This is a genomic window from Micromonospora sp. CPCC 205554, from assembly GCF_036902745.1.
GTDB classification, from domain to species: domain Bacteria; phylum Actinomycetota; class Actinomycetes; order Mycobacteriales; family Micromonosporaceae; genus Micromonospora; species Micromonospora tulbaghiae.
The window spans coordinates 1-22,342 of the sequence record NZ_JBAKHP010000031.1; the positions used below are offsets into that span (position 1 = coordinate 1).

Here is a 22,342-nt window from a genome sequence, read left to right on the forward strand (position 1 = left end):
CCCTACCAACCACGCCCCACCAGCCCCGTCCCCGCTTGACGAAACCCATAGGGACACCCCCCCGCCCCCCGCCCTGCCGCGTTGATCAAGGAATTAGCGGACTCCGAGGAGATCAACTAGTGCGCAAACTCCTTGATCACCGCTCGAGGTGTGCTGGATCGGGTCCTGGTGCGGTGATCATGAAGTTGGCGGGCGGGGAAGCGCTTTGCGGGGCGGTCAACTTCATGATCGACGGGGCGAGGGAGGGTGCGGGGCCGGGGAGGGAAAGGGAGAGGGCTAGGGGAGGTGGGTCAGGGCGGTCAGGAGGGTGTCCACCTGCGCCTCGGTGGTGCCGAGGCCGAGGCTGGCTCGTAGGGCCGTCGGGGGCAGGTCGGTGCGGCCGGTACGGGCGGCGGCCTCGGCCAGCAGGCGCCGGGTCAGCGGGTGCGCACAGAACAGGCCGTCGCGTACCCCGATCCGGTGCCGGCTCGCCAGGTGGGCGGCCACCTCGGCGGAGTCCCGCCCGGCGACCACGAAGCTGACGATGCCCACCCGGGGCGCGTCCGGGCCGAACACGCGCAGCTCCACCACGTCCGGCAGCGCGGCCAGCCCGGTACGCAGCCGGGCCAGCAGCGCCTGTTCCCGGGCGTGCAGCGCGTCCCGGTCGGCCGCGCCGAGCGCCCCGCAGACCGCGGCGAGCGCCACCGCGCCGAGCAGGTTCGGGGTGCCAGCCTCGTGCCGGGCCGGGCCGGTCGTCCAGCGCACCTCGTGCGTCGCGGCGCCGACGTGGCTGGTGGCGCCGCCTCCGGCCAGGTACGGCGGGGCCGCGTCCAGCCAGTCCGCGCGCCCGGCCAGCACGCCCGCGCCGAACGGGGCGTACAGCTTGTGCCCGGACAGCGCCACGTAGTCCACGTCCAGCGCGGTCAGGTCGACCGGTGCGTGCGGGGCGAGCTGTGCGGCGTCGACCAGGATGCGGGCGCCGTGCCGGTGTGCCACCCGGGCCAGCTCGGCGACCGGCCAGCACTCGCCGGTGACGTTGCCGGCGCCGGTGACCGCGACCAGCACGGGCAGGCCCGGCCGGGCGTCGCGGGCGAGTTCGCCGAGCGCCGCCGCGAGGGAGCGGACCGCCCCGGCCGGGCTGTCCGGCACCGGCAGCCGTACCGAGCCGCGCGGCCAGGGCAGCAGGTTGGCGTGGTGCTCGCCGCCGAACGTGATCACCGTGGTCCCGGCGGGCAGCGCCCGGGCCAGCAGGTTCAGCGCGTCGGTGGTGTTCCGGGTGAAGATCACGTGATCGTCGGGGCGGGCGCCGAGGAAGTCACCGACGGTCTGCCGGGCCCGCTCGTAGGCCAGCGTGCAGCGCCGCGACAGCGCTCCCGCGCCGCGGTGCACACTCGCGTACCAGGGAAGAAGCTCGGCCACCGCGTCGGCCGCGGCCCGCGTGCACGGCGCGCTGGCGGCGTGGTCCAGGTTGATCTGCCCCGGTACGCCGAGCACCCCGAGCGGGTCGGGCCGGGCCGGCGCGGGCAGCACGGGCAGCGGGGGTACGAGAGTGACGGTCATGCCGGAGCCTCCGGGTCACAGGGGACCCCAGGTGGTGCCGTGGACGGGGTCCGCGCTTGCCCGGCACGCGGAGCGGCACCGGGCCCGGTCATCACCCGGGGCACCCCACCGCGAACCTCGACGAGGGTTGCCGGCCAGCAAGCCGGGGCTTGACGCTGGCGCTCGTGACCTGTCCGGAGCATAGCCGTGACGATGCGACCGGACCAGTGGGTCGCGGGTGACTACGCTGACCGCATGGCCGACACCCCGCCCGGCGCAGCACCGCCGCCACCGCACGCGCCCGCCGCCCCGCCCGCGGGGGCGCCGACGCCCGGGATGCCGTCGCGCCGGTTCGGCTGGCGACGGGCGCTGGTGCTGGCCGGGGTGGTGCTGCTGATCGCGGCCGGCGCGCTCTACATGGTCTACCAGCTGAGTGAGAGCCTGGGCGCGGAGGCGCTCCTGGTGGGCGCGGTGGCGGCGGTCCTGCCGGTGCCGGTGCTGGTCGCGTGCCTCCTGTGGCTCGACCGATACGAGCCCGAGCCGCTGCCCTACCTGGTCTTCTGCTTCGCCTGGGGCGCCTTCGTCTCCACCGCCATCTCGCTGAAGGTCAACCAGACCGGCGCGCAGATCTTCGACGACCTGGGGTTGCCCGCCGCGCTCACCGCGGTGCTCGTCGCCCCGTTCATCGAGGAGCTGACCAAGGCGGCCGGCCCGCTCCTGCTGCTGATCTTCCGGCGCCGCGAGTTCTCCGGGATCACCGACGGCCTGGTCTACTGCGGGCTCTCCGCGGTCGGCTTCGCCATGGTGGAGAACATCCTCTACCTGGGTGGCTACGGCTACCGCACCGGCGTGGAGCAGTACGGCCCGGCCACCGGCACGCAGCTGGTGATCGCGTTGTTCATCGGCCGGATCCTGCTGTTCGGCTTCGCCCACCCGCTGTTCACCTCGATGACCGGCGTCGGGCTCGGTATCGCGGCGCGTACCGCCGACCGGCGGGTACGGGTGCTCGCGCCGCTCGCCGGGCTGCTCGTGGCGATGATCCTGCACGGCACCTGGAACCTGCTGCCGACGCTGGCCCAGGCCATCGGGCAGCCGGTGATCGCGCTCTACGGCTTCATCGGCCTGATGATGCCGATCTTCTTCGCGATGGTGGGGCTGGCGATCTGGCTGCGCGCCTGGGAGGGCCGGCTCACCGAGCGGACGCTGCCCGACTACGTACGCGCGGGCTGGCTCACCCCGCCCGAGGTGGCGGCGCTGGGCAGCCTGGGCCGGCGGCACGCGGCGCGTACCTGGGCCCGGCGGGTCGCCGGTGAGGGCGGGGTACGCGCGATGCGCGGCTACCAGTTCGCCGCGACCCGGCTGGCTCTGCTGCGCGACGGGATGCGCCGGGGACTCGATCACAAGCCCGCCGAGCGGGAGCGGACGGCGCGGGAGGAACGGGAGTTGCTGGACGCGATCACCGCGTACCGGTCGTTCTTCACCGGTCGTGACCCGCAGTCGCCGGTCGGGGTCTGGGACGGTCAGCGCTACCACCTGCGGTTCCCGGACGGTTCGCAGCGCCCGGTCGAGGCGCCGGACGACCCGGTGGTGCCCATCCCGGTGGTGCTGGCCCCGCCACCCGCCTTCCCGCAGGTCGGCTACGGCCCGAGCGGTCACGGGCCGGGTGGCTGGCACGGGGGACCGGGTGCCGGGCACGGCCCGGGCGGCTGGCACGACCCGGGCGCGCCCTGGCACCCCGGACGCTGACGCCGGCGGGGGCTCGTGCGCGGCCCGGTCAGCTCATCAAGCCGGTCAGGAAGTCGCCGAGCCCCTGGGCGATGGCCATCAGCGCGGCCCCGATGCCCTTGAACACCTGCGCCGCACCGTCCGGCCGGAACGCCATGAAGTAGATCAGGAACGCGAGGAATCCCCAGGCGAGGATCTTCTTGATCACTACCGGCATGGTGTCCCTCCCCAGGGCGCGCTGAGGTGCCTGGGCTTCCCGCCGGGCAGCGCCGCAAACGGCGCCGCCGCAGAGCTGCCGGTGCCGCCGCGCAGCTACAGGTAGAGACCGGTGGAGCCGGCGGCGGCGGTCTCCACCCGCTCGGCCGCCACGGCGTGCACGTCCCGCTCGCGCAGCAGCACGTACGCCCGCCCGTGCAACTCGACCTCGGAGCGGTCGTCCGGGTCGAACAGCACCCGGTCGCCGGCCACGATCGCGCGGACGTTCGGCCCGACACCCACCGCTGTGGCCCAGGCCAGCCGCTTGCCCACGGCTGCCGTCGCGGGGATCACGATGCCGGCGGTGGAGCGGCGTTCCCCCTCGCCACCCTCGGTACGCACCAGCACGCGGTCGTGCAGCAGGCGGATCGGCAGCCCGGCGTCGAGACTCTGGTCGGCGGTCACGCGAAGACGCTACCGCGTGGCCGTCGGTCGATCCCGGTGTGGTTGGCGAGAGCGGCGGGCGGGCAATGTGTGGCCGAGTCGCCCTAGGGTGGGGCGTACGGACGTATCCTGTGCCCCCTGCGACCTGGTGGGGCTGATTTTGCCGGAGGTGCGCTTGAGCCGCTTCGAGCGGATGCGCGGACGGCTCCGCCGCGCGTACGAGTCGGGCCGGGAGACGGCCCGGACCCGGCGGGCCACCGCGGAGGCGGAGGACGCCGGAGTGGCCTCGCCCGCCGCGCCGGGGCCGCCCGCGTCGCCGGAGGCGATGGTGGTGGGCGCCGGGTCGCCGGCGGCGTTGCACTCCTCGACGGTGAGCCGGGACGACACGGAGGTGCCGCACGCGCTGCGGATCGCCGCCGCGTGGTGCTGGCGCCTGATCGTGATCGGCATCGTCACCTGGGCCCTGCTCAAGATAATCGGCACGATCAGCATCGTGATCATCCCGCTGACCGTCGCGCTGCTGCTCTCCGCGCTGCTCGCACCGGCGGTCGGCTGGCTGCTCAGGGCCCGGCTTCCCCGCTCGCTGGCGACCGCCGTGGTGCTGGTCGGCGGCCTGGCCGCGGTGGTCGGCACGCTGACGCTCGTGGTGAACGAGTTCATCAAGGGCGTACCGGAGCTGAGCCAGAAGTCCTCCGAGGGCGTCCGGCAGATCCAGGACTGGTTCAAGACCGGGCCGCTGCACCTGTCCGACAGCCAGCTCGACCGCTACATCAACGAGGCGCAGAACTGGATCAACGGCAACACCGAGCGGTTCACCAGCGGTGCGATCAGCACCGCCGCCACGCTCGCCGAGGTGCTCACCGGCACCGTGCTGGTCCTGTTCGCCACGTTCTTCTTCCTGCGCGACGGCAACAACATCTGGCGGTTCCTGGTCCGGCTGCTGCCGGTGGCCGCCCGCTGGAAGGTCGACGACGCCGGTCGCGCGTCCTGGGCGACGCTCGGTGCCTACGTGCGGGCCACAGTGCTCGTGGCCTTCATCGACGCGGTCGGCATCGGCATCTTCCTGGTGCTGTTCGACATCCCGTTCGCGTTCCCGCTGGCCGCACTGGTCTTCCTGGGCGCGTTCATCCCGATCGTCGGCGCGTTCCTGTCCGGCGTGGTGGCCGTGCTGGTGGCGCTGGTCGACAGCGGCCCGGTGACCGCCCTGATCATCCTGGGCGCGGTGATCGGCGTACAGCAGGTCGAGGGCCACGTGCTCCAGCCGCTGATCATGGGCCGCGCGGTGGCCATCCACCCGCTCGCCGTGATCATCGGCATCGCCGCCGGCGTGGTGCTCGCCGGCATCGCCGGCGCGCTCGTCGCGGTGCCGCTGATCGCCGTACTCAACACCGCGGTGCGGCGGCTCGCCGCGCGTACCGTGCCGGACACCCCGCCGGACGCGGTGGTGGTCGCCTCCCAGGCGCCCTGACCCGGCAGGACCGCCGGCGCCCGCGTCACCCCGCCCGGGGAGGCGCGGGCGTCAGCTCTTGGCGAGCCGTTCCAGCGCGCCCCGGGCCACCTCCGGCCGGGTGGTGTACCAGAACGGCGGCAGCGAACGGCGCAGGAACGGGCCGTACCCGCGGGCCGTCTCCAGCCGCGAGTCGAGCACCGCCACCACGCCCCGGTCGCCGGTGGCCCGGATCAGCCGGCCGACGCCCTGGGCCAGCCGGACCGCCGCGATGGGGACGCTCACCGCCGCGAAACCCGAGCCGCCACCGGCGTCCACCGCCGCCGCCCGCGCCGCCGCGAGCGGCTCGTCCGGGCGGGGGAACGGCAACCTGTCGATCACCACGAGCTGGCAGGCGTCGCCCGGCACGTCCACCCCCTGCCAGAGCGACATCACCCCGAACAGGCAGCTCTCCCGTACCTCGCGGAACCGGCGCACCAGCAGCGGCAGCGCCTCCTCGCCCTGGAGCAGCACCGGCAGGTCGGTCCGCGCGCGGACCAGCTCCGCCGCCTGCTGCGCGGCCCGTCGCGACGAGAAGAGCCCGAGGGTACGACCACCGAGCGCCCCGACCAGCGCCAGCAGCTCCTCACCGGCCGGTCCGGGCAGCCCGGAGACGCTGGGGCGGGGCAGGTGCGCCGCCACGTACAGGATGCCCTGCCGGGCGTAGTCGAACGGCGAGCCGACGTCGAGCGAGCTCCAGCCCGGCCCCTCGGTCGCCGGCACGGTGCCGATCGCCGCCCGGCTGCCCTCGGTGGCGGCCACCGGCGTGACCGGGGCGCGGCCCGCGGCGGCAGCGGTGGCCAGCGCGGCGGCGGCCGGGGACGGCGGGGCGGGCGGCGGCGCGTCCAGCCCCAGCGCCCGGGCCACCGTGTCGAAGCGCCCGCCCAGCGCCAGCGTCGCCGAGGTGGCGACCACCGTGCGCTCGTCGTACAGATGGGTGGCGAGCGTGCCCGCCACCGACAGCGGCGCCACCACGAGCGCCCGGCGACTGCCGTTGTCCGGCTTCTCGACCCAGGCGACGTCGTGGTCGGCCTCCTCCAGCAGCCGCTGGGCGGTGGTGGACAGCTCGTCCAGCACCGCCTTGGCCTGCTGCTTGCGTACCGGGTCGGGGTCGTCGGCCTTCACGTCGCCGATCGCCTCCAGCGCGGCCCGGGTCGCCGAGTCCAGCAGCGTGCACGCCTCGCGCAGCGCGGGTGGCAGACCGGCGGTGAGCCGACCGGCCGGCGCCTCGGCCAGCCCCACGGCGAGCGCGTCACCGGCCTCGGTGAGCCGTTCGGCCACGTCGGGGCGCAGCAGCGGCCGGGCCCGCCGGGTGGACCTGTCGATCAGCTCCGGCACCAGCTCGGCCTGGGCGGCCGACGAGACCCGGTCGGCCAGCTCGTGCGCCTCGTCCACCACGAGCAGCTTGTGCGGCGGCACGATGTGCCGCCCGGCGAGCATGTCGACGGCGAGCAGGCTGTGGTTGGTGACCACGATGTCGGCCTCGCGGGCGCGGGCCCGGGACGCCTCCGCGAAGCACTCCTGCCCGAACGGGCAGCGGCTCGCGCCGACGCACTCCCGCGCCGGCATGGACACGCTGCGCCACACCTGGTCGTCCACGCCCGGATCCAGCTCGTCGCGGTCGCCGGTGGCGGTCTCCTCGGCCCAGTCGCGCAGCCGCTGCACCTGCTTGCCCAGGCGGCCCGCCTCGCCGAGCCACTTGGTGCCCCCGTTGCCGGAGCGGGGCGCGTCGAACAGCGCGTCGTCCGGCTCGTCCTCGACCGAGCTGTCCAGCCGGGCCAGGCACAGGTAGTGGTGGCGCCCCTTCAGCACGGCGAAGGTGGGACGGCGGCCCAGCACCGGCTCGACCGCGTCGGCCAGCCTCGGCAGGTCGTGCTCGACGAGCTGGGACTGCAACGCCAGCGTGGCGGTGGAGACCACCACCGGCCCGTCCACGGTCAGGGCCGGAGCGAGGTAGGCCAGGGACTTGCCGGTGCCCGTACCGGCCTGCACCAGCAGGTGCTCACCGGTGGCGATGCTGCGCTCGATCGCCTCGGCCATCTGCTGCTGACCCGGCCGGGCCGCGCCGCCCGGTACCGCGCCCACCGCGGCGGTCAGCAGCTCCCCGGCACCGGCGCGGCCACTGCGGCGCTTCTTCGGGACGGCCGGGCCGGTGGCGGTGCGGGACGGTGTCACCGTGCGACCGTACCCGCCGGCACCGACGGGGGTCCGGCCGCTCCGGCGGCGTGGCGGGACGGCGGGTCGCGTCCGGTTACCTCCCGATCGCGTGGCGTGGCCGGAATCGGTTAGGGTGCCAGGCATGCCGAGCGACGTGGTCCGCGTGATCTACCGCAAGTACGACGGCAGCGCCCACCGCGACTACCCGGCCCGCCGGCTCGCCGAGGACGACCTCGGCGTCTGGCTCGGCGTCCCCGCCGGCACCGAATCCGTCTACCACGGCCGCCCGTCGGTCGAGCAGATCCCGTTCGTCCTGCTGGTGCCGCACCACGGCTGGTGGACCGGCATGTTCAACCCGCCGCCGCGCACCAGCGAGGTCTACTGCGACATCGCCACCCCGGCCCGCTGGGACGGCGAGGAGACCGTCCACCTGATCGACCTCGACCTGGACGTGGTGCGCCGCCGCGAGACCGGCCTGGTCGAGCTGCGCGACGAGGACGAGTTCGCCGTGCACCGGGCCCGCTGGGGCTACCCGGAGGACGTGGTCACCGAGGCCGAGGCCGCGTCCCGCTGGCTGCTCGGCGCGCTCGGCGACGGCACCGAGCCGTTCGCCACGTCGTACCGGAAGTGGCTGGCGCTGGTGGTCTGAGCCGGCCTCACCAGCGCGGCGGCCAGACGGCCTCCGGCCCCAGCGGCGGCAGGTCGCTCACCTTGTCCGGGTTGAGCTGGTTGAACACGCCGGTGACCCGCCCCTCGTGGACCGCGAACGAGGTGACCATGCGGATGGCCCGTCCGTCCCGGTGGAAGAACTCCGTCTGCCATCCCAGCGTCCCGTCCACCAGGACCGGCCGGCCGCGCAGGCCACCCCGCTGCCGGGCCTGGCCGTACAGGCCGAGGAGCAGGCGGGCGACCGAGTCGACGCCGACCACCGGCCGGCGCCCGGCCGGGAAGTGACCGCCGGCGTCGCCGATCGACACGACGTCCGGGGCGAGCACGCGGACCAACTGCTCCAGCTCACCCGACTCCACCGCGGCGGCGAACGCGGCGAGCACCCGCCGCTGCTCGGCGACGTCGGCGCTGTGCCGGGGCGCGTCCGGCCCGTGCACCGCCCGGCGGGCGCGCGACGCCAGCTGACGGGCCGCCTCCGGCGTCACCGCGAGCACGTCGGCCACGTCGGAGAACGGCACCGCGAACACGTCGTGCAGCACGAACGCGACCCGCTGCTCCGGCGTCAGCCGTTCCAGCACCACCAGCAGCGCGGTGCCGAGCTGATCGGCCCGTACCGCCCGCTCGGCCGGGTCGGGCGCGAACCCGTCCGCCGCCGGCACCGCGGTCACCATCGGCTCGGGGAGCCACTGACCGGGGTACGCCTCCCGGCGCACCCGCGCGGAGCGGAGCACGTCCAGGCAGATCCGGGAGCAGGTGGTGATGAGCCAGCCCCGCAGATCGCGTACGCGGGCGCGCTCCCCCGGGTCGCTCAGCGCGCCGGAGAAGCGCAGCCAGGTCTCCTGCACCGCGTCCTCGGCCTCGCTGCGGCTGCCCAGCATCCGCTGCGCCACCGCCAGGAGACGCCCTCGTTCCGCCTCGAACTCCCCCGCAAGCTCCTCCACTCACCCATTCTCCCGCCCCCGAGCCCGTCACGGCACCCCGCCCACCCTCGCTGATCTTGCACTTGCCGCCCCGGCGAACGGTGCTTTCCGGGCGTACCGGGGACCGGAACCGCAAGATCAGCGGGCCGAGGTGGGACGGCGGGGCGAGCGGGGACGGGCTCCGGGGGTGAGGATCGGGGGATGAGTGAGGTGGTGGGGCCCGCGGGCGGGTCGATGCGCGAGTTGCTTCGGGTGGCGTCCGGGGCGGTGGATCTGGAGGCGATCGACCCCCGGTCGACGCCAGGGCTGCCGGCGGCGGCCGGGCGCGGGCCGGCGCGTAAGGAGTGGGCGCGGGCCCAGGTCGAGCTGGTCGGCGCGGAACTGGGGCGACAGCAGGAGATGCTGTACGCCTCGGCGCAGGGCGCCGCCGGACCGGGCAGCGCCACCAGCGCGCCGGCGCAGGCGGACGCCGGGCTCGGCGGTGACCGGCCGCGCCGGGTGCTGCTGGTGCTCCAGGCGATGGACTGCGGCGGCAAGGACGGCACGGTCAAGCGGGTGGCCGGCGCGATGAACCCGCTCGGGCTGCACATCCGCTCGTTCGGGCCGCCGACCGAGGAGGAGTTGCGGCACGACTTCCTGTGGCGGGTACGCCGTGCGCTGCCGCCACCCGGGTACGTGGGCGTGTTCAACCGCTCGCACTATGAGGACGTGCTGATCGCCCGCGTCGAAGGGCTGGTCGACGAGGCGACCTGGCGATCCCGGTACGCGATCATCAACGACTTCGAGCGGGAACTGACCGAGCAGGCGGTCACAGTGGTGAAGGTCATGCTGCACATCTCGTACGACGAGCAGGGCGAGCGACTGATGGAGCGGCTCACCGACCCGACGAAGTTCTGGAAGTACAACGTGAGCGATCTGGACACCCGGGGACGCTGGGGCGACTACCAGGCCGCGTACGCCGAGGCTCTGGAGCGTTGCGGCACGGACGCCGCGCCCTGGTTCGTGGTGCCGGCGGACCGCAAGTGGTACCGGGACTGGGCGGTCGCCCACCTGCTGCGGGAGACGTTCGACGGGTTGGATCTGGGGTATCCGCCTGCCGATTTCGACGTCGAACGGGAGCGTGACCGGTTACGGAGCCAGCGCCGTCAGTGATCAGGTGAACGGAAGGTGAACGAGCGGTGAATCGGGCCTGACCAGGGGTGGGCCGATCGAAAGTGGGTTCGGCGCGGTCCCTAGCATGCGCAGAGCAGACGCCCGGGGGGCGACGGCCACCCTTCCACCGACACGACGAGGTCCGTGCTGTGAAGTTTTCCTTCCGTCCCACCGAGGGCGCCTTCTACGAGCTCTTCACCAGGGCTGCGCAGAACCTGGTGAAGGGGACCGACCTGCTCAACGAGCTGGGTCTGCCCGGCGCCGACGTGCAGTCGATCAGCGAGCGGCTGACCGACATCGAGCACGACAGCGACCAGATCACGCACGAGCTGTACAAGAAGATCAACTCCACCTTCATCACGCCGTTCGACCGGGAGGACATCTACCGGCTGGGCTCGCTGCTCGACGACGTGATGGACCACCTGGAGGCGGTCGGCAACCTGCTCTACCTGTACGGCCTGACCAAGCTCCCGTCGCTGCCCCGTGAGCTGCACGAGCTGGTGAACGTGCTCGACCTGCAGGCCAAGCTCACCGCCGAGGCGATGCCCCGGCTGAAGTCGATGAAGGATCTCGAGGACTACTGGATCGAGTGCAACCGGCTCGAGAACGACGGCGACCAGGCGTACCGGATGCTGCTGGTACGCCTCTTCTCCGGTGAGTACGACGCGCTCACGGTGCTGAAGATGAAGGAGGTGGCCGACGAGCTGGAGGCCGCCTGCGACGCCTTCGAGCACGTGGCCAACACCGTCGAGACCATCGCGGTCAAGGAGTCCTGATCCAGTGACACCCGAACTCATCGCCGTGCTGGCGGTGATCGCGGTCGCCATGGCGTTCGACTACACGAACGGCTTCCATGACGCGGCCAACGCGATCGCCACCAGCATCTCGACGCGGGCGCTGACCCCCCGGATCGCGCTCGCGCTGGCCGCCGTCGGCAACTTCGTCGGCGCGCACTTCGGCGCCGGGGTGGCCAAGACGGTCGGCGACGGGCTGGTGACGTTGCCGACCGGGGTGGAGAGCCTCGGCGTGGTCTTCGCCGGCGTGCTCGGCGCGATCATCTGGAACCTGATCACCTGGTACTTCGGCCTGCCGTCCTCGTCCTCGCACGCCCTCTTCGGCGGCCTGGTCGGCGCGACCCTGTTCGCCGCCGACGGCATCGTCCAGTGGGGCACCATCATCGAGAAGGTCCTCGTCCCGATGGTGCTCTCGCCGGTGGTCGGCCTGATCCTCGGCTTCCTGGTGATGCTGGCGATCATGTGGCTGTTCCGGAAGGGGCAGCCCGGCAAGCTCAGCCGCGGCTTCCGGTGGGCGCAGACCGCGTCCGCCGCCGCCATGTCGGTCGGCCACGGCATGCAGGACGCCGCCAAGACCATGGGCATCATCGTGCTCGCGCTCTACACGGGCGGTTTCCAGGAGAGCAAGACGCACATCCCGGGCTGGGTCTTCTGGACCTCCGCCGCGATGCTGGCGGCGGGCACGTACGCGGGCGGCTGGCGGATCATCCGGACGCTCGGCCGGAAGATCATCGACCTCGGCCCGGCGGAGGGCTTCGCGGCCGAGACCGTGGCCAGCGCGGTGCTCTACTTCAACGCGCTGGTGCTGAAGGCGCCGATCTCCACCACGCACACGATCACCTCGGCGATCATGGGTGTGGGCGCGACGAAACGGCTCTCCGCGGTGCGGTGGAACGTGGCGGGCAACATCGTGATCGCCTGGATCATCACGTTCCCGGCCGCCGCCGCGATCGCCTGCCTCGCGTACCTGCTGGTCCGGCCCCTGTTCTGATCTCCGCGCGCTGACGTCGAGGGGTTCCCCGCCGCGGCGGGGAACCCCTCACGCGTAGGAGACGCCGATCCGGGCCTTGATGTCGTCGATCAGGCCCATCACCTCGAGCGTGGCGGCGTGCGGCACCAGCGGGCTCTCGGTCAGCCCGGCCGCCAGGCAGCGCTGCACCTCGATCGCCTCGTACTGGTAGCCGCCGCCGGTCAGGTCCGCCGGGATGGTCTCCGGCTCGGCGCCGGCCCGGTGCAGCACCACGTGCGCGGGCCGGAAGAACAGCTCGGGCAGGTCGATCCGGCCGGTCGTGCCGGTGGTCGACGCGGTGATCGCGGTTGCGCCGACCATGCCGCAGCTGAGCGTCGCCACCGCGCCGGAGTCCCATCCGAGCACCATGCCGGTGTTCTCGTCCACCGCCTCCGGGGTCAGCTTCGCCCACGCCTGCACGTGCTGCGGCACGCCCAGCACCAGGTGGGCCAGGCTCAGCGGATAGACGCCGAGGTCGAGCAGCGCGCCGCCGCCGAGCGTACGAGCCCGCATCCGGTGCTCCGGCGGGAACGGCCCGGCCACGCCGAAGTCCGCCCGTACGTGCGTCACCTCACCGATCGCGCCGTCCCGGATCAGCTCCAGCACCCGCAGGATCAGCGGGTTCGTCCGCATCCACATGGCCTCCATGAGGAACAGACCCCGGGCGCGGGCTGTCTCCACCAGTTCGGTGGTGGTCGGCAGGTCCAGCGTGCACGGCTTCTCCACCAGCACGGCCTTGTCACCGGCCAGGCACGCCAGCGCCGCCTCGTGGTGCGCCGCGTGCGGGGTGGCCACGTAGATCGCGTCCAGGTCCGGGTCCGCGGCCAGGTCCGCCCACGAGGCGTACGCCCGCGGCACGTCGTGCCGGCGCGCGAACAGTTCGGCGCTCTCCCGGGTACGCGAGCCGACGGCGACCAGTTCGGCGTCCGGCACCAGCCGCAGGTCCTCGGCGAAGCGGGCGGCGATGTTTCCGGTGGCCAGGATTCCCCAACGCGTCATGCCCGGCACGCTATCCCCTGCCGCTTCGGGACCGGCAGGGTGATCCACCCGTCGGGACGACTCAGCGGTACGCCCCGGCGGCGCGGGCGGCCCGCTCGATCATCGCCCGCCGCGCCGTCAGCGTCGGCTGGTCGGGTTCCAGGTGCGCGTACTCTGCCCAGGCCCCGGTCGAGCCGTCGAGCTCCTCCCGTAGGACGTCGGCGTGCCCCGCGTGCCGGCTGGTTTCGGTCAGCACGTGGACCATGACGTTGAACAGCTTGACGTCCGGGCGGGGCCACCACGGCACGTGGCCGGGAGCGTCGATGGCGAGGGCGTCGATCGTCGCGTCCGCGTGCTCGGCCGCCCGCCGGTAGCGGCCGATCACCTCCTCGCGGGTCTCGTGCTCGGTCGCCCACATGTCGGTGCCGTCCGGATCCGGGTCGTCCCACCGGGGCAGCGGCTCCGGGAACGGCCTGCCGAACACCTCGCCGAAGTACCGGGCCTCGCCGAACGACAGGTGCTTGACCAGGCCGAGCAGGTTGGTGCCGGACGCGGTCAGGGGACGGCGCACGTCGTACTCGGACAGTCCGTCGAGCTTCCACAGCATCGCCTCGCGGATCTGGCGCAGGTCGTTGTGCAGATACTGCTTCGCGAAGTCGTCGATCACAGGTCACCACCCTGCCAGGCGTGGCCGGCCGCCGTAGCCCCGTGCGGGGAGGGGTGCCTCCCACGGTCCCTGCCGCTGATCCCTTCGAACCGTCCACCTGACGTCGGACGGCGAACACGGAGTGTGCAGATTGCACACCGTCACGGCGGTTGTCCGTCCACTCGTCAGAGTCAAGTGTCCATAAGGGACTAACCGGACATAAGCCCGCCCTGCTCTCGGCTCAATGGGTTCCCCTCGGCCCCCTTTGCTCTGCAGCCTCTGGCGCACCGCCTGCGGAGGGTGACCGTTGCGGATTCGGCTGCAGAGCAAAGGCGGCGGAGGAGTGTCTCCTGGTCGGGCGAGAAAACTACACAGGGTGATCGACCGCCCGCTTGTGGGGCGCGGATCCCGCGTGTGCCGGCGAGCACGACCGGACTGCCGACCGTCTCCATGCCCGGCACGCCATCCCGGAGGAGGGCGGCGGCATCGGGCGGCGGGGCGGCGTCGCCCGTTACGGCACTAGGCTCGGGCGCATGACGATCGACGGCTTCGCCGCACCCCCCGCCCTGGTGGAGCACGCCCGCCGATTCCGGTCCGAGGGCGCCGTACCGGCCGTGCCCCGGGTCGCCGCCACCGTGCTCCTGCTCCGCCCGGCCGGCGACGGGTTCGAGGTCTACATGATCCGCCGGGTGGCGGCGATGACCTTCGGCGGCATGTACGCATTCCCCGGCGGCGGGGTGGACCGCTCCGACTCGGAGGCGCATCTCGGCTGGGCCGGCCCGGACCCGGCGGCGTGGGGGGAGCGGCTCCGGCTCGACCCGGCCGCCGCGCAGGCGGTGGTCTGCGCCGCCGCCCGCGAGGTCTTCGAGGAGGCGGGCGTGCTGCTCGCCGGCCCGGACCCCGGCACGGTGGTCGGCGACGTGAGCGGCTACGACTGGGAGACGGCCCGGCAGGATCTGGAGGGACGGCGCGTCGGCTTCGCGGACCTGCTGGCCGGGAGGGGCCTCACGCTCCGGTCCGACCTGCTGCTGCCGTGGAGCCGGTGGATCACCCCGGAGTTCGAGCCGCGCCGCTTCGACACGTACTTCTTCGTCGCCCTGCTGCCCGAGGGGCAGCGGACCCGGGACGTCTCCGGCGAGGCCGACCACACGCTGTGGCTGCGCCCGGCGGACGCGCTGGCCCGCGCGGAGGCCGGCGAGCTGACCATGCTGCCGCCGACCATGGTGACGCTCGCCGAGGTCGCCGCCGCGGGCGACCTCGACGGCGTGGCGCGGGATGCGGCAGAGCGCGACCCGGGTACGCCGATCCTGCCGTACATCGAGGGACTGGACGGCGCCGAGCCGCGCTTCCTGCTGCGCTGACGCCGCTCAGCCGAAGCGGCCGGTGATGTAGTCCTCGGTCTTCTTCTGGGCCGGGTTGCTGAAGATCTTCTGAGTGTTGTCGTACTCGATCAGGCGGCCCGGGTCACCGGTCTTCTCGATCGAGAAGAAGGCGGTCCGGTCCGACACACGGGCGGCCTGCTGCATGTTGTGCGTGACGATGATGATGGTGAACTTGTCCTTGAGCTGGAACATCAGATCCTCGATGGCCAGCGTCGAGATCGGGTCCAGCGCTGAGCACGGCTCGTCCATCAGCACCACCTGCGGCTCGACAGCGATGGTGCGGGCGATGCAGAGCCGCTGTTGCTGACCGCCGGACAGACCCGCGCCGGGCTTGCCGAGGCGGTCCTTCACCTCGTCCCACAGGTTCGCCGAGCGGAGCGCCTTCTCGGCCGCCTCCTCCAGGATCGTCTTGCGCCGGACGCCGTTGAGTCGCAGGCCCGCCACCACGTTCTCGAAGATGCTCATGGTGGGGAACGGGTTCGGCCGCTGGAAGACCATGCCGATCATCCGGCGGACCGCCGTGACGTCCACGTCGCGGTCGTAGATGTCCTGGTCGTCGATGGTGAGGCTGCCCTCGACCCGGGCGCCGGGCAGCACCTCGTGCATCCGGTTGATCGACCGCAGGAACGTGGACTTGCCGCAGCCGGACGGCCCGATCAGGGCGGTGACGGTCTTCGGCTCGACGGTCAGGTTGATGTTCTCGATCGCCTTGAACCCGCCGTAGTAGGCGGTCACGTTCGTGGCTTCGATGCGCTTGGCCATGGTGGCGGTACCTCCGGGGTTCATCGGGCGAGCCGGTTACGACGGGCCAGCAGCTTCGCCGCGACGGTGAGGACGAGGACGAGGGCGACCAGGGTCAGCGCCGCGGTCCACGCCCGTGCCGGCGAGTACTTCGACGCCTCACCGGCCTGCTGGTAGACGAAGAGGGCCAGCGACGACTGGTTGTTCTCGAACGGGTTGAAGTTGATCGCCGCGCCGCCGCCGGCGACGAGCAGCACCGGCGCCGTCTCACCGGCGGCCCGCGCGATGGCGAGCATGATGCCGGTGACGATGCCGGGCAGCGCGGTCGGCAGCACGACCCGCAGGATGGTCTTCCACTTCGGTACGCCCAGGGCGTACGCGCCCTCGCGCAGCGGTGCGGGCACCAGCCGGAGCATCTCCTCGGTGGAGCGGACCACTGTGGGCAGCATCAGCACGCTCAGCGCCAGCGCGGCGGCGAAGCCGGAGAAGCCCGGTCGGCCGTCGTTGAACCACGGCGACACGATCAGCACCCAGAAGGCCAGCACGAACAGGCCGGTGACGATCGACGGGATGCCGGTCATGACGTCCACGAAGAAGCGGATGGTGAACGCGAACCGGCCCCGGCCGTACTCGACGATGTAGATCGCGCAGAGCACGCCCAGCGGCACCGTGATCAGCGTGGCGATGCCGACCTGCTGCAACGTGCCGACGATCGCGTGGTACGCGCCGCCGTTGGCGTCCCGCGACCCGATGTTGTTCATCGAGGTGCCGAAGAAGTTCGCGTCCAGTCGCTCGGAGCCCTTGCTGACCAGCGTCCAGACCACCGACGCGAGCGGCAGCACGGCGAGCACGAACGCGGAGTGGATCAGCGCGCTCCAGGTGCGGTTGCGGGCCGACCGGCGGCCCTCCACCGCGTTCGCCGCGACGAAGAGACCGGCCAGGTAGAGCAACGCGCCGACCACCACGACCAGGACCGGGCCGCCGATGCCGGCGCCGTACACCAGGGCCGCCGCGATCAGCAGCGCCGCGACGGCGATGACCGGAGCGGCGTACGCGGGAAGTCGCCTCGCCCGCAGCGTGGCCGGCTGGGCCGGCGGGCGCGGGCGGCGGGGGGTGTGGGTGGTGGTCATGCGGCCGACTCCGTGAACTCGCGCCGCCGGTAGATGATCGCCCGCGCGGTGATGTTGACGATCAGCGTGATCGCGAACAGCACCAGGCCGGAGGCGATGAGTGCGCCCCGGCCGGTGTCGTTCGCCTCGGCGAACCGGTTGGCGATGTTGGCGGCGATCGAGTTGCCGCCACTCTGCAGGATGTTGAACGAGATGGCGTACGTCGAGCCGAGCGTGAGCGCCAGCGCGATGGTCTCGCCCAGTGCCCGGCCCAGGCCGAGCATCACCGCGGCGATGACTCCCGGCCGCCCGTACGGCAGGACCGCGGTGCGGATCATCTCCCAGCGGGTGGCGCCGAGCGCGAGCGCTGCCTCCTCGTTCGCGGTCGGGGTCTGCCGGAACACCTCGCGGGACAGCGAGGTGACGATCGGCAGCACCATGATGGCGAGCACCACCGAGCCGAGCAGGATCGAGTTGCCGTACGGGCCGTCGCCGAAGATCGGGATCCAGCCGAAGTACCTGTTCAGCCAGGCGGACAGGTCGGCCACCGGCTGGGCGAAGTAGTCCCGGCCCCAGAGGCCGAAGACCACGCTCGGCACGGCTGCGAGCAGGTCGATCAGGAAGCCCAGGGCGTTGCCGAGCCGCCGGGGCGCGTAGTGCGACAGGTACAGGGCGATGCCCAGCGCGACCGGCACCGCCATGAGCAACGCCAGCAGCGAGCTCAGGACGGTGCCGAAGGCGAGCGCGCCGATGCCGAACTGCGGCGGGTCGTCGTTCGGGAACCAGCCCTCGAACGTCCAGAACGACTCGGTGTTGGCCCGCAGCGCCGGGACGGCCTTGGCGATCAGGAAGATCGCGATGGCCGCGATGACCACCAGGACCGTGGTGCCGGCCGCCAGGGTCAGGCCGCGGAACGCCCGTTCCGCGCCGAAGGCGCGGGCCCGGGGGAGGGCACCGCCGCCGCCGAGGCCACCGTCGGGGCGGCCCGGGTTACCGGGGCGCTCGGCCACACGCGCCGAGGCACCGGCGGGTCGCTCGTGACTCGTGGTCACGGGGTTCCCGCCGGTGCCGGCGTGGGCCGAGCGGTGAGGGGTGTCACCCATCTGCTCGCTCGCTTCGTGTTGAGGAGGTGTCGGTCAGAGCGTCAGGAGAGGCTCTTGACCGCGGCCTCGACCTTGGTGCGGACGGTCTCGGGCAGCGGCGCGTAGCCCAGCTCGACGAGCTCCTGCTGCCCCTCGGCGCTGGCGGCGTGGCCGAGCAGGCCCTTGACCAGCGGCAGCTTGTCGGCGGCGAGGCCCTTGCTGCAGACGATCTCGTAGGTCGCCAGGACGATCGGGTACGCCCCGGCCTCCTTGGTGTTGTAGTCGATCGACATCTTCAGGTCGTTGCCCTGACCCTCGAACTTGGCGCCGGCGATGGTCTTGCCGGCCGAGTCGCCGGTCAGCTCGACGAACTCGCCGTTGCCGTTCTTGATCTTCGCCATCTTCAGGTCGGAGTTCTCGGCGTACGACCACTCGACGTAGCTGATGGTGCCGTCGGTGCTCTTGACCTTGCTGGCCACACCGTCGGACTTGGCAGCGCCGACGCCGCCCGGGGCCTTCCACGCCTTGGAGTTGCCGAGCGTCCAGTCCGCCTCGGCGGTCTTGGAGAGGTACTTGGTGAAGTTGTCGGTGGTGCCCGACTCGTCGGAGCGGTGCACCGCCTGGATCGCGGTCGACGGCAGCTTGGCGTCCGGGTTGTCGGCCTTGATCGCCGGGTCGTCCCACTTGGTCACCTTGCCGGCGAAGATCTTCGCCAGGGTGGCCGGGCTGAACTGGAGGTTGTCCGCGCCGCTGACGTTGTAGACGACAGCGACCGGGCCGATGACCATGGGCAGGTTGAGCGCCTGGCCGCCGGTGCACTTGGTGTCGGCCTGCGGCTGCTCCTCCGGCTTGAGGGCGGAGTCCGAGCCGGCGAAGTCGGCGGTGCCGGCGATGAACGCCTGGATGCCGGCGCCCGAGCCGCTGGGCTCGTAGTTGATCGTGGTGCCGGCGCACTTCTGCTGGTACGCCTTGATCCACTCGGCCATGGCGTTCTTCTGGGCGGAGGAGCCCTGCGCGTTCAGCGTGCCTGTCGCGCAGTCCACCGCGGCGGTGGAACCGGAGGCGCCGGCCGGCTCGTTGTTGTCCGAGCCGCAGGCGCTGAGACCGAGAACCGCGGTAAGAGCGAGACAGGCGATGGCGCCGTGCCGCTGGAGCTTCACTTCAGGGGTTTCCCTTCACGTCTTTGGTCAGGTCGCCCGGAGTGCCGGGGGCCGGCGCTGACCGGCTGACACGAAAGGTAGGAGGGCCAGGTGGACGGTTCGCCGGACGCAAGTGAACGCGCGGTGAACACGTTCAGCCGACGAGGTGGCCGTACGCTGAGGAAGGGCTGTCCATTTCGTGAACTAGCAGCCCGGCATCGCCTTTGTGGCGATTTTCCCGGGTAGGTGAGCGCTCAGCCGAGCTGGTAGTTGACGTGCGCGGACCAGCGTGCGAAGCCCAGCCGCTCGTAGAGCGCGACCGCGGCGCTGTTGCTCTCGTCCACGTAGAGCATCACCCGGTCCAGCCCGCGCTGGTCGCGCAGGTGGGTCAGGCCGGCGGCGGTGAGCACCCGGCCGAGGCCGCCCCGGTGCGCGGACGGGTCGACACCGAGCACGTAGACCTCGCCGATGCCGGCCGAGCCCGGCCGTTCGTGCACCTTGGTCCAGTGGAAGCCGAGCAGCCGCCCGGTGGCGGAGTCGACGGCGAGCAGGAACCCGGCCGGGTCGAACCACGGTTCGGCGATGCGGACCCGCAGATCGTCCAGCGTCCACCTGCCCTGCTCGGGATGCTGGGCGAAGGCGGCGTTGTTCACCGCCAGCCAGGCCTCGTCGTCCTCGCCGGGACGGAACGCGCGCAGCGTCACGCCGTCCGGCACGACCGGCGCCGGCAGTTCGGCGGTGAGTGGACGGCGCATCTGCCAGAGCACGCGCGCCCGGGAGAAGCCCAGGTCGACGGCGAGCGCGGCGGCCGACGGGTGGTCGCCGTGCGCCCAGGCGCGCAGCGGTCCGGGCGCGGCGGCCACCACGTCACGGGCCAGCGCACGGCCGGAACCCCGCCGCCGGTACGCCGGGTGCACGACCATCTCCACGCCGACGCCCTCGGCCGGGGCGGTGGTGTCGAGGTGCGCGTACCCGGTGAGAGTGCCCTCGGTGGTCCGGGCGGTGAGGTGCACGGCGGGCGCCTCGGGGTCGCGCAGCCGCAGCAGCACGTGCTCGTCGAGCGGGTCGGCGCCGTCGGCGTCTCCGGCGGCGCGGGCCAGCGCCAGCACCTCGGCGACCTCGCCCGGCGTCAGCCGGTCCGCCCGGTCGATCCCGTCGGCCGCGGGACCACTCGTCGGCTCGGTGCTGCTCATCTGAGTCACGGTAGCGGTCGGCGGGCCCCGGTTCGCGCCGGACGGCGACGGCGATCGGTGGCGCTCGTCACGGGGTGCCGACGGGCATCGGCTCCAACTCGAACCGGGTCAGCAGTTCGGGCAGGAGTTGCTGCAACGCGCTGACGGTGCCGGAACGGTCCCCGCCCGCGTCGTGCATGAGGACGATCGCCCCCGGCCCCATCTGGGTGCGGATCCTCGTCTCGATGGCGAGCGCGCCCGGCGCCCGCCAGTCCGACGGGTCCACGCTCCAGTGCAGCGGGGTGAGGCCCAGGTCGGCGCAGGCCGAGATCACCGGGCGCGTCCAGGCCCCGCCCGGCTGGCGGTAGTACGCGATCCGCGCGTCCGGCGCGGCGGCCAGGATCGCGTCGTTCGTGCGCAGGATGTCGGCCCGGATCGTCGCGGGGGACCGCTTGCCCAGGTCGACGTCGTGCTCCCAGGAGTGGTTGCACAGGGTGTGGCCCTCGGCAACGATCGACCGGACCAGGTCCGGATGGGCTTCGGCGTTCTCGCCGACGACGCAGAACGTCGCCTTCACGCCGTACTGCGCCAGCAGCGCGAGCACCTGCGGCGTCCAGCGGGGATCGGGTCCGTCGTCGAAGGTCAGCGCGACCCGGGACGAGCCGGTGACGACCAGGCTGCCGTACGGACCGTCTCCGTCGGGCTCGACCGGGGCGGCGTCCGGCGCGGCGTCGGGGCTCGGCCGGGCGCTGGCCCGGCCCCCGGGGAAGTCCGTGCTGGGCGGTTGGTCGGCGTAGCGGGGCCCGTTGAGCGCCGTGGTGGCGCCGGCGTTCGACGGGGGCTGTTCCGGCACCAGGCTGCGGCCCAGCGCGAACGCCGAACCGAGCAGACCGGCCAGTACGACGGTCACGAGCCCGGCGGCGCGTAGCGTCGAGCCTCGCATCAGCGGCACCGGCCGTTCGTCGCCCCCGTGTTCACCGCGCGCACCGTCGCCCCCTTAGCCCGACAATTCCGGCAGCCAGGATATGGCTGACTGATCGGGCAAAAAGGGCATACGCGAGAAATGCCCTCTAGCGGGGTGGGGTGGGGGCGGTCAGACCGGGAGCGGGGCGGGCTCCGACTCCGGCAGTGAGCGCGACGGCGGGACGACGAACTTGTAGCCCACCTGGCGGACGGTGCCGATCATCGACTCGTACTCCGAGCCGAGCTTGGCGCGCAGCCGCCGCACGTGCACGTCCACCGTGCGGGTGCCGCCGAAGTAGTCGTAGCCCCAGACCTCGCGCAGCAGTTGGTCCCGGGTGAACACCCGCCCCGGGTGCTGGGCCAGGAACTTCAACAGCTCGAACTCCTTGTACGTGAGGTCGAGCGGCCGGCCCTTCAGCTTGGCGGCGTACGTGTCCGGGTCGATGTTCAGCTCGCCGGCCCGGATCGAGCCGCCGGCGCCCGCGGTGGCGTTGCTGAGCCGGCCCACGGCGAGCCGCAGCCGGGCCTCCACCTCGGCCGGCCCGGCGCCGGCCAGGATCACGTCGTCGACGCCCCAGTCCGCGTTGAGCGCGATCAGCCCGGCCTCGGTGACGACCGCGACGAGCGGCACACCGAGCCCGGTGGCGTGCAGCATCCGGCAGGTGGCGCGCGCCTCGCTCAGCTCGGAACGGGCGTCGACCAGGACGGCGTCCGGGGTCGGGCCGGAGACCAGCGTGCGGACGTCGCGGGGTGCGGTGCGAACCGAGTGCGGCAGCAGGTCGAGTGCCGGCAGCACCGCCGACGGCTCGCCGGCCCGCGCGGTCACGAGCAGCAGGAGCTCCACGATCACCTCCGTCCCGGCGGCCCTCCGGCCGCGCGCGACCAGCGACACGCCCGGGTGCGGGCGGCACTGTGAACTTGCGTGGGTCCCGGCGTCGTCGACGGGCGGGTAACGGCCTGAGCGTAACCGATGGACCGGCCGTCACCTTCGTGCGATTTACCGTTTGCCCTTTCTGCCCTCGATCGCGGCGCAGGTTTTAACGTCGCCGAAACCGGGACCT

The 22,342-nt window shown here is 72.7% G+C and carries 21 protein-coding genes and 1 riboswitch; of the genes, 7 read left to right on the top strand and 14 right to left on the bottom strand.

Annotated elements, in window-relative coordinates; translation table 11 throughout:
• Nucleotides 1–276 precede the first annotated feature (276 nt).
• Nucleotides 277–1,539: an aminotransferase class V-fold PLP-dependent enzyme gene (locus tag V6U82_RS26795; protein ID WP_334465848.1), complete on the bottom strand. Its 1,263-nt coding sequence runs from the start codon at nt 1,537–1,539 to the stop codon at nt 277–279.
• 47 nt (nt 1,540–1,586) lie between these two features.
• A riboswitch (SAM riboswitch) is annotated at nt 1,587–1,709 on the bottom strand.
• A gap of 22 nt (nt 1,710–1,731) precedes the next feature.
• Between V6U82_RS26795 and V6U82_RS26800 the strand changes: the two genes are divergently transcribed.
• Nucleotides 1,732–3,264 (top strand): PrsW family intramembrane metalloprotease, encoded by a 1,533-nt coding sequence (locus V6U82_RS26800; protein WP_334466000.1) that lies wholly within the window; start codon nt 1,732–1,734, stop codon nt 3,262–3,264.
• Nucleotides 3,265–3,292: 28 nt separating this feature from the next.
• Here V6U82_RS26800 and V6U82_RS26805 read toward each other — a convergent pair whose 3' ends face one another.
• On the bottom strand, nt 3,293–3,460 hold the full coding sequence (locus V6U82_RS26805) for a hypothetical protein (RefSeq protein ID WP_167796936.1): 168 nt from the start codon (nt 3,458–3,460) through the stop codon (nt 3,293–3,295).
• 95 nt (nt 3,461–3,555) lie between these two features.
• Nucleotides 3,556–3,903, bottom strand: coding sequence for a GroES family chaperonin (locus V6U82_RS26810; RefSeq protein WP_128138515.1), 348 nt, complete (start codon nt 3,901–3,903; stop codon nt 3,556–3,558).
• A 172-nt stretch (nt 3,904–4,075) separates the two neighbouring features.
• Between V6U82_RS26810 and V6U82_RS26815 the strand changes: the two genes are divergently transcribed.
• Nucleotides 4,076–5,350, top strand: a complete 1,275-nt coding sequence (locus V6U82_RS26815; protein WP_318273167.1) for an AI-2E family transporter — start codon at nt 4,076–4,078, stop codon at nt 5,348–5,350.
• Between the two features lie 51 nt (nt 5,351–5,401).
• Here V6U82_RS26815 and V6U82_RS26820 read toward each other — a convergent pair whose 3' ends face one another.
• Nucleotides 5,402–7,543, bottom strand: coding sequence for an ATP-dependent DNA helicase (locus V6U82_RS26820; RefSeq protein WP_334465856.1), 2,142 nt, complete (start codon nt 7,541–7,543; stop codon nt 5,402–5,404).
• Between the two features lie 124 nt (nt 7,544–7,667).
• On the opposite strand from V6U82_RS26820, the gene V6U82_RS26825 reads away from it, so the two are divergent.
• Nucleotides 7,668–8,174, top strand: coding sequence for a DUF402 domain-containing protein (locus V6U82_RS26825; RefSeq protein WP_128136565.1), 507 nt, complete (start codon nt 7,668–7,670; stop codon nt 8,172–8,174).
• Nucleotides 8,175–8,181: 7 nt separating this feature from the next.
• On the opposite strand, the gene sigJ is transcribed toward V6U82_RS26825, so the two are convergent.
• Nucleotides 8,182–9,135, bottom strand: a complete 954-nt coding sequence (sigJ, locus tag V6U82_RS26830; protein ID WP_334465860.1) for an RNA polymerase sigma factor SigJ — start codon at nt 9,133–9,135, stop codon at nt 8,182–8,184.
• A 180-nt stretch (nt 9,136–9,315) separates the two neighbouring features.
• Here sigJ and V6U82_RS26835 point away from each other — a divergent pair, with 180 nt between their 5' ends.
• The 3 genes from V6U82_RS26835 to V6U82_RS26845 all read left to right on the top strand — a co-directional run bounded on the left by V6U82_RS26835 (nt 9,316) and on the right by V6U82_RS26845 (nt 12,051).
• Complete coding sequence (locus tag V6U82_RS26835) at nt 9,316–10,266, top strand: PPK2 family polyphosphate kinase (RefSeq protein WP_334465864.1); 951 nt, start codon at nt 9,316–9,318, stop codon at nt 10,264–10,266.
• A 149-nt stretch (nt 10,267–10,415) separates the two neighbouring features.
• Entirely contained in the window at nt 10,416–11,042 is a 627-nt protein-coding gene (locus V6U82_RS26840) for a DUF47 domain-containing protein (protein WP_030504473.1), read from the top strand.
• A gap of 4 nt (nt 11,043–11,046) precedes the next feature.
• On the top strand, nt 11,047–12,051 hold the full coding sequence (locus V6U82_RS26845) for an inorganic phosphate transporter (RefSeq protein ID WP_128136568.1): 1,005 nt from the start codon (nt 11,047–11,049) through the stop codon (nt 12,049–12,051).
• A gap of 48 nt (nt 12,052–12,099) precedes the next feature.
• Here the strand turns inward: V6U82_RS26845 and V6U82_RS26850 are convergent, their stop codons facing one another.
• Together V6U82_RS26850 and V6U82_RS26855 are read right to left on the bottom strand one after the other, a co-directional pair.
• On the bottom strand, nt 12,100–13,068 hold the full coding sequence (locus V6U82_RS26850; RefSeq protein ID WP_334465872.1) for a Gfo/Idh/MocA family protein: 969 nt from the start codon (nt 13,066–13,068) through the stop codon (nt 12,100–12,102).
• 61 nt (nt 13,069–13,129) lie between these two features.
• Complete coding sequence (locus V6U82_RS26855) at nt 13,130–13,714, bottom strand: DinB family protein (protein WP_334465875.1); 585 nt, start codon at nt 13,712–13,714, stop codon at nt 13,130–13,132.
• A gap of 512 nt (nt 13,715–14,226) precedes the next feature.
• Here V6U82_RS26855 and V6U82_RS26860 point away from each other — a divergent pair.
• Nucleotides 14,227–15,054, top strand: a complete 828-nt coding sequence (locus V6U82_RS26860) for an NUDIX hydrolase (protein WP_334465877.1) — start codon at nt 14,227–14,229, stop codon at nt 15,052–15,054.
• Between the two features lie 6 nt (nt 15,055–15,060).
• Here the strand turns inward: V6U82_RS26860 and pstB are convergent, their stop codons facing one another.
• The 7 genes from pstB to V6U82_RS26895 form a co-directional block, all read right to left on the bottom strand.
• Nucleotides 15,061–15,837 carry a phosphate ABC transporter ATP-binding protein PstB gene (gene pstB, locus V6U82_RS26865; protein WP_334465880.1) on the bottom strand — a complete coding sequence of 259 codons (777 nt, stop codon included), beginning with the start codon at nt 15,835–15,837 and terminating at the stop codon, nt 15,061–15,063.
• A 20-nt stretch (nt 15,838–15,857) separates the two neighbouring features.
• Nucleotides 15,858–16,946, bottom strand: coding sequence for a phosphate ABC transporter permease PstA (pstA, locus tag V6U82_RS26870; RefSeq protein ID WP_128136573.1), 1,089 nt, complete (start codon nt 16,944–16,946; stop codon nt 15,858–15,860).
• Complete coding sequence (gene pstC, locus V6U82_RS26875; protein WP_128136574.1) at nt 16,943–18,028, bottom strand: phosphate ABC transporter permease subunit PstC; 1,086 nt, start codon at nt 18,026–18,028, stop codon at nt 16,943–16,945. The genes pstA and pstC overlap by 4 nt, the downstream gene beginning before the upstream one ends.
• Nucleotides 18,029–18,069: 41 nt before the next feature.
• Nucleotides 18,070–19,167, bottom strand: coding sequence for a phosphate ABC transporter substrate-binding protein PstS (gene pstS / locus V6U82_RS26880; RefSeq protein WP_334465883.1), 1,098 nt, complete (start codon nt 19,165–19,167; stop codon nt 18,070–18,072).
• Nucleotides 19,168–19,400: 233 nt separating this feature from the next.
• On the bottom strand, nt 19,401–20,339 hold the full coding sequence (mshD, locus tag V6U82_RS26885; RefSeq protein ID WP_334465886.1) for a mycothiol synthase: 939 nt from the start codon (nt 20,337–20,339) through the stop codon (nt 19,401–19,403).
• 67 nt (nt 20,340–20,406) lie between these two features.
• On the bottom strand, nt 20,407–21,261 hold the full coding sequence (locus tag V6U82_RS26890) for a polysaccharide deacetylase family protein (RefSeq protein WP_334466003.1): 855 nt from the start codon (nt 21,259–21,261) through the stop codon (nt 20,407–20,409).
• Nucleotides 21,262–21,411: 150 nt separating this feature from the next.
• Nucleotides 21,412–22,131: a winged helix-turn-helix transcriptional regulator gene (locus V6U82_RS26895; RefSeq protein WP_176722767.1), complete on the bottom strand. Its 720-nt coding sequence runs from the start codon at nt 22,129–22,131 to the stop codon at nt 21,412–21,414.
• Nucleotides 22,132–22,342 lie beyond the last annotated feature (211 nt).